The following is a 15,767-nucleotide window of genomic DNA, read 5'->3' on the forward strand; positions in this document are numbered from 1 at the left end:
TGGCGGGCTAGGGGGCGAGGGTGAACCAGTCGGCGAAGCCCGACGGGTCGTGACGGCCGATGGCGCCGTGCTCGAACAGGCCCCATCCCTCCTGGCCGTCGAGGGTCGCGCGGCCGACGTGGTCGACGACGCCGAACATCACACGGCCGGCGACGTCGGGCGCGGTCATGTCGTAGGTGACGCGCTCGGTGAACCCGGCGCCCTTCCAGAGGCCGTGGCTCCAGTCGGAGTCGCCGCCGTAGCCGCCACCGACGTGGAGCGGGACGGGCAGCAGCGACTCGACCTCGACGACGAGGGGCTTGCCCTCGGGGGTGGTGCAGGTGATGGTCGCGCCGGTCGGCACGCGGGTGCCGGACCCGTAGCGGACCTGGACCTGCGGCCAGCCGAGCTGCTCGATCCGGCCGTCCTTCCAGACGCGGTGGCAGTCGTTGAGGGCGCGGTAGCCGTCGGGCTCCTCCTGGATGATCAGGCAGATCATGAAGTCGTCGAAGCGCATCGGCACGTAGAGCCACCACATGCCTTCGAACTCGGGGGTCAGCGGGGCACCGGCGGGCGGGGCCTCCCCCACCGGCCGGATCCCCCAGGAGCGGTCGCGGCTGCCGAGCCACCGGTCGGGGGTGACGGCGATCTCGGTGCCGTCGACGGTGATGTGGCCCTCCCACGTGCCGACCTGGGCGAAGCGCTGGGCGTCGAGGGTGACCCGCGAGCCGGCGCGCATCACGTGCGGCATCTCCTGCAGGGCCGGGAAGGAGCCGTTCCACGTCAGGTCGGCGGAGATGCCCTCGGTCTCGTCGAGGACCATCCGCACCTGCTGCAGCGGCTCGACCACCTCGAGCCGGTAGCCACCGACGTGCTGGTTCATCCGGTCGCCGTCGATGGCGTCGCCGAGGTGGACCGCCGTCTGCTCGTCACCGCGGCGGATCATGAAGAACGCGTCCTTGGTGCCCAGGTTGGGGTAGTAGCCGTGGCCGAAGATCGCGAAGACGTCGCCGGTGCGGTCGTGGGCGTTGAAGTAGGACCGGTCGTAGAAGTTGCGGTCGCTCGAGGCGGCGTACGCGATCGGCAGCGGGGCCTGGTGGATCGGGTACTCGTCGAGACCGGTCAGGCCGTGGTGGCTGGGGTTGCGGGGATCGCTCATCACGCACCGGCCCTCTCGAGGATCGACTCCATGAGCATCTTGTGGTGCATGAGGGTCTCGATGTCGTCGGGCCTCTCGATCTCGCCGAAGTGGATCGACCGGGCGCCGGTGCGCATGAAGACGACGCACCACTGGACCGCGTTGTAGACGTGGAACCAGGTGAGGTCGGCGAGCTTCACGCCGGTGATCTCCTCGTACGTCGCCGCGATGTCGTCCTCGTGCATGAAGTGCGGCATCCCCGGCATGCCCATCACCCCGGTGATGGACTCGAAGACCATGTGGGCGAAGGCGATCCACGACAGGTCGAGCTCCCGGGGCCCGATCGCGGCCATCTCCCAGTCGAGCACGGCGACCGGCTCGAAGTCGCGGTAGATCATGTTGCCGATGCGACTGTCGCCCCAGCAGAGGACGACGTCGCCGCTGCCGCCCGCCTCGGCCTCGTGCAGGTGGGCGTCGAGCCAGTCGAGCCCGCGCTCGGCGAGCGGCGAGCGGCCGATGTCGGGGACCGCGAAGTCGTACCAGGCGCGCACGCGGGCGAGGTTGCGCGCCAGCGGGGTGTCCCCCGGCTGCTGCGGGTCCAGGAAGGAGAACGTGCGCTGGGCGTCGGGGATCGCGTGCAGGTCGGCGATCACCCGGACCGAGGCGTCCTGCAGGCGGCGCTGGTCCTCGTGGCTCGCGTCGTGCAGCCAGTTGTCGCCGAAGTTGTAGGGCAGCACGTCCTGCGGGATCACCCCGTCGACGCGGTCCATCAGGAAGAACGGCGTGCCGAGCACGGTGCCCGAGGACTCCATGTGACTCACCCTCGGCACCGGCACGTCGGTGAGCTCCGCGACCAGCCGCATGGCGTCGTACTGGTCCTGCAGTGCGTACGTCGGGAACACCGGGAAGTCGTCGGCCGACGGCGCCACGCGGGCGACGTACTCGTGGGTGGCGCGGTGTCCACCCTCGGTCCAGGTCGCGTCGAAGATCAGCGTCTCGGAGCTCATCCCGTTCGCGTCGATGCCGGAGTGGAGCACGACCTCCGGCTCGGCCCCGGCCGGGAGCAGCGCCGCGAGCCATTCGGCCAGCAACCGGGGGACGGTCTCGGCGTCGCGGCTGGACCGCTGGAGCTTGAAGTCGGCGGCGGGCGGTGTGGCTTGGGTCACGTTCTGGAGTGAAGTGGAACGTGTTCTAGTTGTCAACGTTGCACGAAGGACTGAACCGGGGTTCACTTGTTGGGTGCCCTACCGCCGTACGCTCGCCGTGCAGGAGCGGCTCGACGCGACCCGCGCCTCGCTCGTCGCGGCCGCTCACGCGCTGGTCGCCGAGCGCGGGTACGCCGGGTGCTCGATCGCCCTGGTGGCCGCGGGCGCCGGGGTGGCGACGGGCACGGTCTACCGGCACTTCCCCGACAAGGGCGCGCTGTTCGCCGAGGTCTTCCGCGGCGCGACCCAGCGCGAGGTCGACGCGGTCGCCGCGGCGGTCGCGGGGCCCGGGTCGGTGGCCGAGCGGGTCGGCCGGGCGGTCGAGACGTTCGCCCGCCGTGCGCTGGCCTCGCCGCGGCTGGCCTATGCGCTGATCGCCGAGCCGGTCGACCCGCAGGTCGAGGTCGAGCGGCTCACCTACCGCCGCGCCTACCGCGACATCTTCGCCGCGCTGATCGACGACGCCGTCGTCGGCGGCCACCTGCCCGTCCAGGACGCCCAGGTCTCGGCCGCCGCCGTCGTCGGCGCGATGGCCGAGGCGCTCGTCTCCCCGCTGCACGCGGTCTCGACGGGCTCGACCACCGACCGCGTCGTTCCCGAGCTCACCGCCTTCGTCACCCGATCGATCGGAGCCATCTCATGAGCAGCACCCACGAGGTCACCAACCAGGTCCCGCCGCTGGTCGGGCACGACACCGCGCAGGACCCGGCGCTGCTCGCCGCGGTCGAGCGCGAGGGCGCTGGCTGGGCGCTCGACGAGATCAGTGCTCTCGGTCGGCTCGGCGGCTCCGAGGAGGCCCAGGAGTGGGGGCGCCTCGCCGAGCGGGTGCCGCCGGTGCTGCGCACCCACGACCGCTACGGCCATCGCGTCGACGAGGTCGACTACGTGCCGGCCTACCACTCGCTGATGACCACCGCCGTCGAGCACGGCCTGCACGCCGCACCCTGGGCCGACGACCGGCCGGGCGCCCACGTCGCCCGCGCCGCCAAGTTCCTGGCCTGGAACGTCGACGCCGGCCACGGCTGCCCGATCTCCATGACGTACGCCGCCGTCCCGGCCCTGCGGATGGCGCCGGACCTGGCGGCGACGTACGAGCCGTTGCTGACCTCTGCGACCTACGACCCCGGGCTGCGGGTGCCCGGCGGCAAGGCCGGTCTGATCGCCGGGATGTCGATGACCGAGAAGCAGGGCGGCTCCGACGTCCGCGCCAACACGACGCAGGCGGTGCCGCAGACCGACGGGTCGTGGCGGCTGACCGGTCACAAGTGGTTCACCTCGGCCCCGATGTCCGACCTCTTCCTGGCGCTGGCCCAGGCGCCGGGCGGCCTGTCGTGCTTCCTCGTCCCGCGCGTGCTGCCCGACGGCAGCCTCAACCCGATGCGCCTGATGCGGCTCAAGGACAAGCTCGGCAACAAGTCCAACGCCTCCGCCGAGATCGAGTACGACGGAGCTGCGGCCTGGCTGGTCGGCGAGGAGGGACGCGGCGTACGGACCATCGTCGAGATGGTCAACCTGACCCGCCTCGACTGCACCCTCGGCACCGCCTCGGGCATGCGCCTGGCGACCGTCACCGCGGTCCACCACGCCCGCCACCGCTCGGCGTTCGGCAGGCACCTGGTCGACCAGCCGCTGATGAGGAACGTCCTCGCCGACCTCGTCGTCGAGTCCGAGGCGGCGACGACGGTGGCGATGCGCCTGGCCGGGGCCACAGACCGCGCCGTACGCGGCGACCTCGACGAGGCGTCGTTCCGGCGGCTCGGCCTGGCCGTGTCGAAGTACTGGGTCTGCAAGCGCGGCCCCGCCCACGCCGGCGAGGCGATGGAGTGCCTCGGCGGCAACGGCTACGTCGAGGAGTCCGGCATGCCGCGCATCTACCGCGAGCTGCCGCTCCTGTCGATCTGGGAGGGCTCCGGCAACGTCGCCGCCCTCGACGCCCTGCGCGCGATCGGCCGCGAGCCCGAGTCGCTCGAGCGGTTCTTCGCCGAGGTCGAGCTCGCCGCCGGTGCCGACCACCGCCTCGACGACGCGATCTCGCTGGTCAAGAAGGAGCTCTCCGACGGCGCCGAGCTCGAGCTGCGCGCCCGCCGCATCGTGGAGCAGCTGGCGCTGGTGCTCCAGGGCTCGCTGCTCGTCCAGCACGCACCCTCCGCCGTCGCCGACGCCTTCTGCGCCTCCCGCCTCGGCCGCGACTGGGGCGGCGCCCTCGGCACCCTGCCCCCCGGTCTCGACCTCGACGCGATCCTCGAGCGCGCGTACGTCGACCTCGCCTGACCTCCCGCTCCCACGCCGGTCGAGGTGCGGGCCCCACGTCGGTCGAGGTGCGAAGGCCGCCAGGCCTGAGCCTCGAGACCTCCGCAGCCGACGCGTCGACTCCACCGGTGTCCCGCCGGATCGGGGCTTTGAACGGCGCGGGTCTTGCGGGGTCGGGGTGTCCGCGCGCCTACCATTCCGGGTCTCGCCGTCAAGGACGTCGCTTCGCTCCGCCGCGCCCTCGTCCAGCGCGGACACCCCTCGACGCACGTGGTCCGAGCCTTCGGTGCGCTCGATCCGCGCTCCCGACGTACCTGGCACGTCGCGAGCAAACATCGAGCGACCGGCCGCCGGGCGGTGCGTCAGCCACCGAACCCACCGACCCGAGGGGCCAGAACAATGGCTCACCCACCGCCCACGTGGCACGACCCGCACACAGTGAGACCTACGACGAGAAGACGTCGCCTCAGACCGCAGGACGCTGCGGTGGTCTCGAGGCTCGGCGCTAGCGCGCCTCACACCTCGACCGACGTGAGGGGTGGTCTCGAGGCCCGGCGCCAGCGCGCCTCACACCTCGACCGACGTGAGGGGTGGTCTCGAGGCCCGGCGCCAGCGCGCCTCACACCTCGACCGACGTGGGTGCAGCGCGCCTCACACCACGACCGACGTGGGGTGGGCGGAGGCGCGCGCCATACGATCGACCCGTGACTGCCACCCTTGTCGCCAAGGACCTGTCCGGGGGGCACGGCCACCGCGTGCTGTTCGAGGGGCTCGACCTCACGGTCGCGCCGGGTGACGTGGTCGGGGTGGTGGGGGCCAACGGGGCGGGCAAGTCGACGCTGCTCGCGCTCCTGGCCGGGCAGGCCGACCCCATGGACGGCACGATCACCACCGCACCCAGCGATGCGTTCGTCGGATGGCTGCCGCAGGAGCACGAGCGGGTGCCGGGCGAGACGGTCGCGGCCTACCTGGCGCGGCGGACCGGCGCCGCAGAGGCCACCGTCGCGATGGAGACCACTGCCGCCGCGCTCGGCAGCGACGAGCCCGGCGCCGACGACGCGTACGCCGTCGCGTTCGACCGCTGGATGGCCAGCGGTGCCGCCGACCTGGAGGACCGCACCGGGTCGGTGCTGGCCGACCTGGGCCTCGACGTCGGCGCCGACGCCCTGATGACCAGCCTGTCGGGCGGACAGGCGGCCCGGGTCGCCCTGGCCGCACTGCTGCTGAGCCGGTTCGACGTGGTGCTGCTCGACGAGCCGACCAACGACCTCGACCTCGACGGCCTGGCCCGTCTCGAGCGCTTCGTGCAGGGCCTGCGCGGCGGGGTGGTGCTGGTGTCGCACGACCGCGAGTTCCTGTCGCGCTGCGTGACCCGCATCGTCGAGCTCGACCTCGCCCAGCAGCAGGTGACGGTCTACGACGGCGGCTACGACGCCTTCCTGGTCGAGCGCGAGGTGGCGCGGCGGCACGCCCGCGAGGCCTACGACGAGTACGCCGAGACCCGCGCCGACCTGGTCGGGCGGGCCCGCACCCAGCGCGAGTGGAGCTCGCAGGGCGTGCGCAACGCCATGAAGAAGAGCCCCGACAACGACAAGATCCGCCGCAAGGCCGCCACCGAGTCGTCGGAGAAGCAGGCGCAGAAGGTGCGCCAGATGGAGTCGCGGATCGCCCGGCTCGATGAGGTGGAGGAGCCGCGCAAGGAGTGGGTGCTCCAGTTCGACATCGCGGCCGCGCCGCGCTCGAGCGCGGTGGTCGCAACGCTCAACGAGGCGACGCGCCGGCTCGGCGACTTCGTGCTCGGCCCGGTGTCACTGCAGGTCGACGCCCGCGAGCGGATCGGCATCACCGGGCCCAACGGCGCCGGCAAGACGACCCTGCTGCGACTGCTCCTGGGCGACGACGCCCCCGACTCGGGCACCGCCTCGCTCGGGGCGTCCGTCGCGGTCGGCGTGATCGACCAGGCCCGCACCGGCCTGGCCGACGACGAGCCGCTGGGCGAGGCGTTCGAGGCCGTCGTACCGGAGTGGACGCAGGCCGAGGTGCGCACGCTGCTGGCGAAGTTCGGGCTGCGGGCCGACCAGGTGTCGAGCCTCGTCGGGCGTCTCTCCCCCGGCGAGCGCACCCGCGCCGCAATGGCCCTGCTGCAGGCCCGCGGCGTCAACCTGCTGGTGCTCGACGAGCCGACCAACCACCTCGACCTGCCGGCGATCGAGCAGCTCGAGCAGGCGCTGGAGTCCTACGACGGCGCACTGCTGCTGGTCTCGCACGACCGGCGGCTGCTCGAGAGCGTCCGGCTCGACCAGCGGTGGGAGGTCGACGCCGGCCGGGTCACGACCTCAGTCGGCGGAGTCGGCGGAGTCGGCGAGTCCGTCGGCCGGTAGGTCCGCGAAGGCCTGCTTGGTGTCGCGGTACCAGCCCATCGCCTTCTTGGGGTGGCGCCACCGGCCCTTCATGTCGTTGCGGGCCGGCTCGTGGGCGGTGTCACCGGCCTTGACCGCCTCCTTGAGGTGCCGGTCCTGGGCGTTGATGACGTCGTCGGCACTCTCGCCGTGGTGCTCGAGGTCGCAGGGACCGCCGAGGTCACGGCAGGTCATGGTCTTCATGTCGTCTCCTTCGTGGGCGTGTGTCGTGGGTACGACGACCGGGCCGGGTCGGGTGTGACGCCTCACCCGCGGCGCGCGCCGCCGTCGCGGCGTACGACGTCGGCGAGCACCTCGGGAGCGGCGCGGAAGGTGATGGCGACGACCTGGCCGTCGCTGATCGTGAAGTCGAAGACGACCTTGGCCCGGCCCAGGTGGTACCACGCGGCGCCGGGCCGGTCGCCGACGAAGACGGCGAGCGCCGAGCTCGCGCCGCCGTTGAAGAACGCGGCGACGTCGTCGCGACCGTCGATGCGCGCCGGGGTGCCGACCAGGATGGCGGCGTCGTCGGCGGTCACCGCGGCGTCGGGGGCCAGCAGCTGCAGCAGCCGGTCGAACTCGGCGTTGCGAGCTGCGGCCATGAACGCGTCGACCACCTCCCAGTCGGCCAGCCGGTCCTCCGCACGGGGTTGGGCGACCTTGGCCCGGGCCCGCGAGGCCAGCTTGCGCGCCGCCGCGGGTGTCGTGTCGAGCACCGCGGCGATGGTCGGGAACTCGAAGCCGAAGCTGTCGTGCAGCACGAACGCGACCCGCTCGCGCGGCGAGAGCCGGTCGAGCACGACCTGCAGGGCCATCCCGACCGTGTCGGCGAGGACGACGTCGTCAGCGGGGTCGTCCGAGGTCTCGGCGAGGGCATCGGCCTCGTCGATCTCCTCGACGGGGACGGGGGTGCGGGCCCGCAACCGGTCGAGGCAGAGCCGGGTGGTCACGGTGGTCAACCACGCCGGGAGGCTCTCGATGACGGTGTCGGTCGTGGTGGCGGTGTGGTGCAGCCGCAGCCACGCGTGCTGCACCACGTCCTCGGCCTCGGCGTGGTCGCCCAGCACCCGGCTCGCGATGCCGACGAGTCGGGGCCGCTCGACCTCGAACTGCTCGGTCTGGTCCTGCGGCTCGTGCTGGTCCACGTCGGTCACCCTTCCACGCCGGCTCGGTCAGAGGGTTGACGCGCGAGCGGGCCCGCGTGTGACCGGGTGTGACCGGGTGTGACCGGCTCAGACGTGACCGTCTCAGAAGCGTCCGGCCGCCACCAGCGTCGGGCGGCGCTCGTCGGGCAGCGTCTCCTCGACGACGAAGCGCCGCGGCCCTGAGTCGGGTGCGTGCAGCAGGGTGTCGGGCCCGGTCCAGAAGCCGACGTGGGTGATCCGGCCGCCGGCGCCGTCGCGGGCGAAGAACCACAGGTCGCCGGGGCGCTCCTCCCCCAGTGGCACGGACTCGCAGCGCGCCGCCTGGTCGGAGGCGTCGCGCGGCACGGCGACCCCCACGGCGCGGAAGCTCGCGTGCACCAGGCCGGAGCAGTCGATGCCGTCGTGGGTCAGGCCTCCCCAGACGTAGGGGGTGTCGAGGTAGGTGCGCGCGATCTCGACCACGGCGTCCTCGTCGAAGGCGAGGTCGGCAGCCAGGACCCAGCCGGGGTAGCCGATCGGGTCCTTCGCCGACCACTGGCCCGGCGCGACCACCTTGAGCCAGTCGCCGTCGCGGGCCTGCACCTCGACGTGCTCGCCGGGCAACAGCTGGGTGACCTGCTCGGCGGACCCCTCGGGTCCGGCCAGCACGCCGGTGACACGGATCGCTCTCACTTCACTCCTTCGATTCCCAGGCCGGGTCGTTCGGACAGGACGAGCCGGTCGCCGTCGTACGACGCCCCACCGACGTACGGCGACGAGACCGACCACCACGCGGCGTCGAGGTCGGGCAGGCTCGAGGTGCCGACGGCGGCGACGAGTGCGGCGGCGGCAGCCACCCCGAGGTGGGACTCCATCATCGAGCCCACGAAGGTCCCGAACCCGTGGAGGTGGGCGACCCGCAGCAGCTCGAGCGCGGGCGTCAGCCCGCCGCACTTGGCGAGCTTGACGTTGACCAGGTCGGCGGCGTCGAGGCGGATGATCTCGACCAGGTCCTCGAGCGTGAAGAGCGACTCGTCGGCCATCACGGGCGTCTCGACGTGAGCGGTGACGTAGGCCAGACCGATGACGTCGGCTGCCGGCACGGGCTGCTCGACCACCTCGACGTCGGTGCCGGCCGCTTCGAGAGCACCGATCACCCGGACGGCCTCGAAGGCGTCCCACCCCTGGTTGGCGTCGAGGCGGAGCGCCACATCGGGCCCGACCGCGGCGCGCACCGCGAGGACCCGGGCCACGTCGGTGGCGGCGTCGGTGCCGACCTTGAGCTTGAGGGTCGCGAAGCCGTCGGCGACCCGGCCCGAGGCGGCCGCGGCCAGCTCGGCCGGGGTGCCGGCGGCCAGGGTGACGTCGGTGCGGACGTGGGTCGGGGGCAGCGTGGTCACACCCGCCCACGACGCGAGGTGCTCGGCGAGCGTGAGCCCCGTACGGCGGGCCGCGAGGTCGTGCAGGGCGATGTCGGCGGCCATCTTGGCCGACCTGTTGGCCACCACCGCCCGCTGCACGAGAGCAGTGCTCTCACGAAGGTCGGGGGTGCGGCCGACGAGGGCATCGCGCAGCGGACCGTCGAGACAGGCCTGCGAGCCGGCGAGCGAGTCACCGGTGACCTGCCACACCTGCGGCGCCTCGCCCCAGCCGACGGCGCCGTCGCTGTCGACGACCTCGACGACGACCGTCTCGACCGTCGTCGTACGCCGCAGCGCGGTGACGAAGGGCGTGTGCAGCGGCACGCTCAGGCGGCGGGTGCGCACCTCGGCGATCGTCGTCATCGCCGACGCCCCCAGGCCTCGGCGGCCAGCCCGGCGATGCGCTTCTCGGCGACCTCGTGGGGGTCGTCGGTGCGCGTGAGCACCACCAGCGCGAAGGGCGCGCCACCGTGCTCGTCGGTGGGTCGCACGATCGCCATGTCGTGGGTGATGCCGTCGACCCAGCCGGTCTTGTTGGCCACGTGGGTGCCGGCGGGCAGGCCCGCGGGGATGGCGTCGCGGTAGCGCTGGCCGAGCATGATCTCCTCGACCGACGCCGGCGTGTGGGCCAGGACCCACCCGAGGTCGCGAGCGGTGACCTGGTTGGCCAGCCCGGCGTCGCGGGCGGCCAGGTCGCCGATGCCGCGGGTGATGGTCGTCCGGTCGCTGACCCCGGCGGCGCGCAGCACGTCGTGGACCGCGGCGATCCCCACCTGCTCGAGCAGCAGGTTGGTGGCGATGTTGCTGGACTCGACGATCGCGCGTCGCCGCAGCTCGCCCAGCGTCTCGGTGCTGCCGAGCGCGTCCCACGTGGCGTCGTCCTGGTCGTCGTCGCGCTCGATCGTGAAGCGGCCCCCGGCCGCGGACGCGAAGTCGGCGTGCACCGGCACCCGACGTTCGAGGTCGAGCACCTCCGCCGCGGTCGCCAGCGGCACCTTGACCAGGCTGGCGGCGTACGCCGGTTCGTCGGCGTCCTGCTCCCACCAGGTCTCGCCGTCGAGACCGCCGAGCCAGACCGCGACGAGCTGTTCCACGGACCAAACCCTAACGGGCCCTGCCTAAGACGACTCCGTCACTTCAATCGCCTGCCAGCGGACTAGCCGCTGGATTATGCCACGGACACGCACGGATGGGCCGTCAGAACGTACCCGCCTGAATTGCGAATGCTACTAACCGGTTGAACTCTTCCGCTACAAAATTGTCTGCCTGGCGGGAGGCGGAATAGTTCTGCCGAAACGCGGTCCCGTTATATTGCCCCAACCCCTTGCCGAGACTGAAGGAAGCCCGACCTGATTGCGACCACTCAAAACCGATAAATCGGTCGTGCATTTCCGAGGAACGCTTGGACGTCGGAAGCACATGCAGATCTATCTGCGGCCGCGTCACTAGACCAAGACCTCTGACGAAATTATCAAAGAGATTAACGAGCGATGCGGCACTCGGGACTGATCCGGCGAGCGATCCCCCTACGCCTGACACCAAGCCAATCTTTGGTAGCCCGCAGGACGCAGCCAATCGAATAAACTTCTCCAATCCCGAATTTGGTTTTCGAACGGCATCCGTAACTAAGTACGGATCAATCACCCAACACTGTTCCGAAACGGCAAGAACTGTGGCGAAACGGCGGACAAGGTCCAAATTGCAACTGTTGGATTTCGCACATCCAGTGTGTTGCAATTGCGTAGCCGCGTGGAGTGGGGTGCTCGTGATAAGGGATGCGAATGATTCAGGTAAAGTATTGCAGCCCGCACATTCGACAGGGTTCGCGACTACGGACAGGGCCACCGCACCGACGCATCCACAGGTCGAACAAGATGGTCGACGCACAGAGGCCATTCGGCGGCGCAACAAGTCGATCCACCTGTGCTGAGTATCTAAGGGAGCGTTGGCTATTATGCGACGGAGGTGGTCCATGAATTGTGCGTCAGCGGCTCGCATAAACACGGTCGACTCTGATCGGTAGGCAACGGAGTTTAGTACGGCCGGGCTAATTTCTGAGATTTCACCGAGCCCGAGTGAACTACCGTTCAACAGCTCAAACATTGGTTGCGTTCACGAACAGGTCGTCAAACTTCTCGTCAAAAAATCCACCGGGCCACGGTGTCAACATTTGCCCATCGGCACTGAGTTCAATTTCTTTGACGAAACTCCCCTCTGAGCCGACGCCGACGTAAGAGATACCAAGTTCATCCAAGCCGATGACCTTCTCGCGGATTCGACGTTGTGCTCGCAACGCGAGGTGCTCGCTATGGGTTTCAATTAACAGCTGGTTTCCGTTGTGCGCCACAGAGGAGACAAGAATATCCGTTAGGCGGCTCTGCATGCGAGGATGAAGGTGAATTTCAGGCTGCTCGATGAGAATTAGGCGCTCCCTGTTGCCAAGAAGTTGCACTACTACCGGTAAAACCTGACTCAAACCGAATCCAACATCTGTCGGACTGAGATCAACACCGGATTTGTTATCCCTAAGCACCGCGAACGCGACATCACCCAATGCATCTTGCATGCGTTCAGAACTGATTCGTTCGACCGAGAGTTTATAGTCAATTTCCAAGTCCTTAAACGCCTCGTTGATTGCATCGACAAGATCCGGACGCCGTCCTAGGTAGAGCACAAGACGTTCGCCGCGTGTCCCGAGTCCGGCATCCTCGCTTGCCTCCGCGGCTACCCTTCGGGGGAAGTCGCGAAGTGGACCCACGTAGACGATACCTTCGAGAAAATCACTGAACTGGGTCGTAAAGTGGAAGACCCACTGTTGCCACCACCACAAGAATATTTGCAACTGTTGGTTGCGGTCAGACTCCAAGCGACCACCGAAAGGTCGCCCCATCTTGCCTGCTCCGTACTCGGCTGGAACCCAGAATGGAAGCCATCCATGCAGGCGACACCCATGCTTTCTTGCCCATTCTCTTAGCCACCTTCGATCAGCGTCATTCGGCAACTTGAATGGCAGCCGTTGATTCTCGGAGACTCTCCTGAGGAGTTCAATAAATCGATCGACCAGTACGGCCGAAGAAGTCGCATCCGCTAGCCTCAATTGACCAAGATCTTTATCGAACTTGAACGAGACCTCTCGATCATCGGCGAGAGTTACTCCCAAGACGTGCGGCTCTACGTCAGACGACGACCGCAGTCCGAACCGAAAGCGAACGCTCATCTCAGGCGTGAAGAATGGAATGCCAGACAGTTCCAGGTCCTTCAGGCTTAGACCTATCTCGATTGATCGATCAGTTTGGTGGCCGTGCACGAACGTCCTAAACCCACCCAGATCTGCGCTACCTCCACGGAATTCCAGCACGCCCGGGTCCGTACTGAGCGCGCGAGGAAAGCTCTGCTTCAGGAGGAGGAGCGACTGGATTATCGAACTCTTGCCGCTCGAGTTGGCACCGTAGAGCAGATTTACGCCTGTTAGTGGGATCTGCGCAAACTGATCAAAGCCCTTGACTGACCCCAGTCCTACGCTCGTCAACTTCATCTGGACGGTCTATCACACCAGCAAGCTGGCCGTCGGGAAACATCGGCATTGCATCGTTCGCGAGGTCGCTGAGCTATAGATGCACGGGTTTGCAGGCACTGGACGTGACCGCCGCCTGAGCGGACATCCATCGCACCGACCCTTGGCCGTATCACGTGCTGATACGAGTGCGCCCGGCCAAACTGACCCAGCCGGGCCGCGGCCCAGCGGTGTCCACGAGGCTCGGCGAGTCCGTCGCACGATCCAAAGATCGTCCTATCGCAGCCTGTGTCCGACTTCGCGACGTCAGAACGTCACCGGGGGGTATCGATCGGTCAGACGGGTACCAGGTCAGCCGCTCAGCAACATCTCGGACTGGGGCCCCACCGCTCGTGCAGCGTGCGTACCTACAGGAGCAAACTCAATGCTGGCTACATGTGGTTGGTGCATAGACCTCCGGACGTGACCTGATCTTGCTGATCTTCGCCCGGCAGGAGGGGCGGACAAGCTTCCATACCTCCAAGCGCGTATCAGCAAGCCGATCACGTCTACGCTGCCGTGCGCTGGTCCGCCTGAGCCCAACCCCCGGACGGCACGACGCCCCGGACCGTGGTGGTCCGGGGCGTCGTACGACGGGCGATCAGCGCTTCGGGTAGGCGAACGCGGTGTTGTTCTGCGTGTCCTCGGTGCCGGTGAAGCCCTCCGCCGGGCTGTAGACGTCCTCACCGAAGCGGACGTCGAGATCGTCGGCGGTGCCACCGACGTTGTCGGGCCCGACCCCGAACAGGTTCTGGAAGTTGGCGCCACCACTGTCCATCAGGTTGACGTCGTCGGAGGCGTTGTCGGTGTGGTAGCTGCCGACCAGGTGACCGATCTCGTGAGCGGTCACGTTGCCGACCGCACGCCCGACGAACCTCTCACGGTCGCTCGCGGCGGTGAGGTAGGTGTTGAGCGACGCCGGCCCGTCGGGGTCGCTGAGCACGTCGAGCAGCACCAGCGCGGTGTCCTCGTGGCCGTAGTTGCCCGGATCGATGTACTGGGCGATGCCGATCGTGGAGATGCCGGACTGGTCGATGGTGCCGCCGACGATCACCCGCGAGACGTTGGCGCGACCACGCAGCTCGGGGTGGGTGCGTGAGTTGACGACCGTGACCTTCGGGTTGTTGAGCCCGTTCTGGCCCGCCTCGAGGAGGTTCTGGCGCACGACGTAGGTGATCTTGTCGATCATCGCGCGCTCACGGGACTGGGAGATGCCCCACTTGCCGAGGAACGACTTGAACGGCGACAGCTCGCGGACCCCGGCCCCGCCCCACACGGCGGTGTTGACGCGGCCGCCCTCGAAGTCGAGGTAGACCACCTGGGACTTGTTGGTGTCGACCTGGGCGCCGGGCCGGTAGCCCTCGACCTGGACCGTGTAGGAGCCGATGGCCCCGGACACGTCGATGACGTAGAGGCCGCCCTGCTCGGCGACGTAGCCGAAGCTCGTGTTGCCGCCACCGGGCAACGGCGAGTCGGGCGGATAGAGCGAGGAGGCGTCGACGCCGGGAGCGCCGACCGCCTGGGTGCCGTCGGGGCGCGTCACCGTGAGGGTGTCGGCACCACCCTGGGCCACGGCGCCGATCACGTCGCCGGGGTGCAGGTTGATGGAGTACTTGTCGCGGTCGCTGGCGCTCTGGGTGATCGCGAGGCTGTAGTCGCCCTCCTCGGCGCCTCCGGCACCCGAGCCGCTGTCGGTGGGGTCCTCGGGCAGCGGCCCCAGGTCGGCGTAGCCGGCGACCAGCAGGTAGTAGGTGCCGCTCGCGGCGACGTCGTACTCGAGCAGGCTGGCCGTTCCGGTGCCACCGTCGTCGTCGGACGCGACGATCTCGCCGTCGGCGTCGTAGAGCACCGCCACGGTGTCGGTGCCGTCGGGCGTGCCGCTGTCCGCCGAGGACGTGTCGGCGGTCAGCGTCAGGCCCTCGGTGAGGTCGACGGCGTAGAAGTCGAAGTCGTTGGTGCCGTCGCCGGCCGAGCCGTGGGGCCCGTCGCCCAGGACGCCGGTCGTGGTGAGCGCGGAGCTGCCGTCGATGTCCGTGGGGGTCGCCAGCGGGATCGCGCCGTTGTCCTCGGCCCCCGTCGGCAGGGCCACGGGGGTGGGGGTCGGCAGCTCGGCCCGGGTGCCGTTGATCCGCACCACGTTGCGCTTGCTCTTGGTGGTCCCGAAGACGCTGATCCGCTCGGCGGTCGCGTCGGTGTCGTTGGACCCGGAGGTGCCGGTCGGCTCCTGCTCGTCGTAGGACACGACGGTGGCCGCGGCCGGCGTGACCGCGTTGGCCTCGCTGCGCGCCTGCCGGTAGGCCGCGGAGCCGGCCCGGCGGTCGGCCGCGGACGACAGCCGCTGACGCCAGGCGGCGAAGTCGACCCGGGACTCGTCGGGAAGGTTGGCGAGGTAGGGATTGGCGCCGGTGGCGCCGGCATCGGTCTTGGGCCCGACCTGCAGGCCGGCGGCGAGGGCCCGCTGCTGGTCGCTGCTCGCGCCGGCGTCGTGCTGCGCCGGCGCGGCGAGCGAGGCCCCGCCGACCGCCAGGGCGGTCAGGGCGATGCCGACGGACCCGGCGGCCCGTGCTGGTCGGCGCGATCGGCGTACTGGTCTGGTCATGAGGTTCCCTCCCACGAAGTCGGCCGGGGAGGTCGGTGCCGCGCTCGTGCCCGAGAGCCGCCGCCGACGAGCCCCCGATGGCCCGGAAGGTGAACCTAA

Annotated in this window: 13 protein-coding genes; 3 read left to right on the plus strand and 10 right to left on the minus strand. The window is 69.4% G+C overall.

Features of this window, described 5'->3' with window-relative positions; genetic code table 11:
• Positions 1–7: 7 nt before the first annotated feature.
• Entirely contained in the window at positions 8–1,138 is a 1,131-nt protein-coding gene (locus tag FJQ56_RS02965; protein ID WP_140007704.1) for an Rv3169 family protein, read from the minus strand.
• Entirely contained in the window at positions 1,138–2,283 is a 1,146-nt protein-coding gene (locus tag FJQ56_RS02970) for a phosphotransferase family protein (RefSeq protein ID WP_140007705.1), read from the minus strand. The genes FJQ56_RS02965 and FJQ56_RS02970 overlap by 1 nt, the downstream gene beginning before the upstream one ends.
• 73 nt (positions 2,284–2,356) lie before the next feature.
• Between FJQ56_RS02970 and FJQ56_RS02975 the strand changes: the two genes are divergently transcribed.
• The 3 genes from FJQ56_RS02975 to FJQ56_RS02985 all read left to right on the plus strand — a co-directional run bounded on the left by FJQ56_RS02975 (position 2,357) and on the right by FJQ56_RS02985 (position 6,953).
• Entirely contained in the window at positions 2,357–2,965 is a 609-nt protein-coding gene (locus FJQ56_RS02975) for a TetR/AcrR family transcriptional regulator (RefSeq protein ID WP_140007706.1), read from the plus strand.
• Positions 2,962–4,593: an acyl-CoA dehydrogenase family protein gene (locus FJQ56_RS02980; RefSeq protein ID WP_140007707.1), complete on the plus strand. Its 1,632-nt coding sequence runs from the start codon at positions 2,962–2,964 to the stop codon at positions 4,591–4,593. Before FJQ56_RS02975 ends, FJQ56_RS02980 begins: the two co-directional genes overlap by 4 nt.
• A gap of 683 nt (positions 4,594–5,276) precedes the next feature.
• Positions 5,277–6,953 (plus strand): ABC-F family ATP-binding cassette domain-containing protein, encoded by a 1,677-nt coding sequence (locus FJQ56_RS02985; RefSeq protein ID WP_140007708.1) that lies wholly within the window; start codon positions 5,277–5,279, stop codon positions 6,951–6,953.
• Here the strand turns inward: FJQ56_RS02985 and FJQ56_RS02990 are convergent.
• From FJQ56_RS02990 to FJQ56_RS03025, 8 genes are all read right to left on the minus strand, one after another.
• On the minus strand, positions 6,909–7,175 hold the full coding sequence (locus tag FJQ56_RS02990) for a DUF1059 domain-containing protein (RefSeq protein WP_140007709.1): 267 nt from the start codon (positions 7,173–7,175) through the stop codon (positions 6,909–6,911). The genes FJQ56_RS02985 and FJQ56_RS02990 overlap by 45 nt on opposite strands.
• 62 nt (positions 7,176–7,237) lie before the next feature.
• Positions 7,238–8,116 (minus strand): sigma-70 family RNA polymerase sigma factor, encoded by an 879-nt coding sequence (locus FJQ56_RS02995; RefSeq protein WP_140007710.1) that lies wholly within the window; start codon positions 8,114–8,116, stop codon positions 7,238–7,240.
• Between the two features lie 102 nt (positions 8,117–8,218).
• Entirely contained in the window at positions 8,219–8,788 is a 570-nt protein-coding gene (locus tag FJQ56_RS03000; RefSeq protein WP_140007711.1) for a C40 family peptidase, read from the minus strand.
• Positions 8,785–9,879, minus strand: coding sequence for a dipeptide epimerase (locus FJQ56_RS03005; RefSeq protein ID WP_140007712.1), 1,095 nt, complete (start codon positions 9,877–9,879; stop codon positions 8,785–8,787). The genes FJQ56_RS03000 and FJQ56_RS03005 overlap by 4 nt, the downstream gene beginning before the upstream one ends.
• On the minus strand, positions 9,876–10,610 hold the full coding sequence (locus FJQ56_RS03010; protein WP_140007713.1) for a serine hydrolase: 735 nt from the start codon (positions 10,608–10,610) through the stop codon (positions 9,876–9,878). The genes FJQ56_RS03005 and FJQ56_RS03010 overlap by 4 nt, the downstream gene beginning before the upstream one ends.
• A 103-nt stretch (positions 10,611–10,713) precedes the next feature.
• Positions 10,714–11,214 carry a hypothetical protein gene (locus tag FJQ56_RS03015; RefSeq protein ID WP_140007714.1) on the minus strand — a complete coding sequence of 167 codons (501 nt, stop codon included), beginning with the start codon at positions 11,212–11,214 and terminating at the stop codon, positions 10,714–10,716.
• 397 nt (positions 11,215–11,611) lie between these two features.
• The gene (locus FJQ56_RS03020) at positions 11,612–13,051 is read right to left on the minus strand and encodes an AAA family ATPase (protein ID WP_140007715.1); all 1,440 of its coding nucleotides are present in this window, start codon (positions 13,049–13,051) and stop codon (positions 11,612–11,614) included.
• A gap of 619 nt (positions 13,052–13,670) precedes the next feature.
• Complete coding sequence (locus FJQ56_RS03025) at positions 13,671–15,668, minus strand: hypothetical protein (RefSeq protein ID WP_140007716.1); 1,998 nt, start codon at positions 15,666–15,668, stop codon at positions 13,671–13,673.
• Positions 15,669–15,767: the final 99 nt, after the last annotated feature.

The sequence above is a fragment of the Nocardioides plantarum genome (genome assembly GCF_006346395.1).
GTDB lineage: Bacteria > Actinomycetota > Actinomycetes > Propionibacteriales > Nocardioidaceae > Nocardioides > Nocardioides plantarum.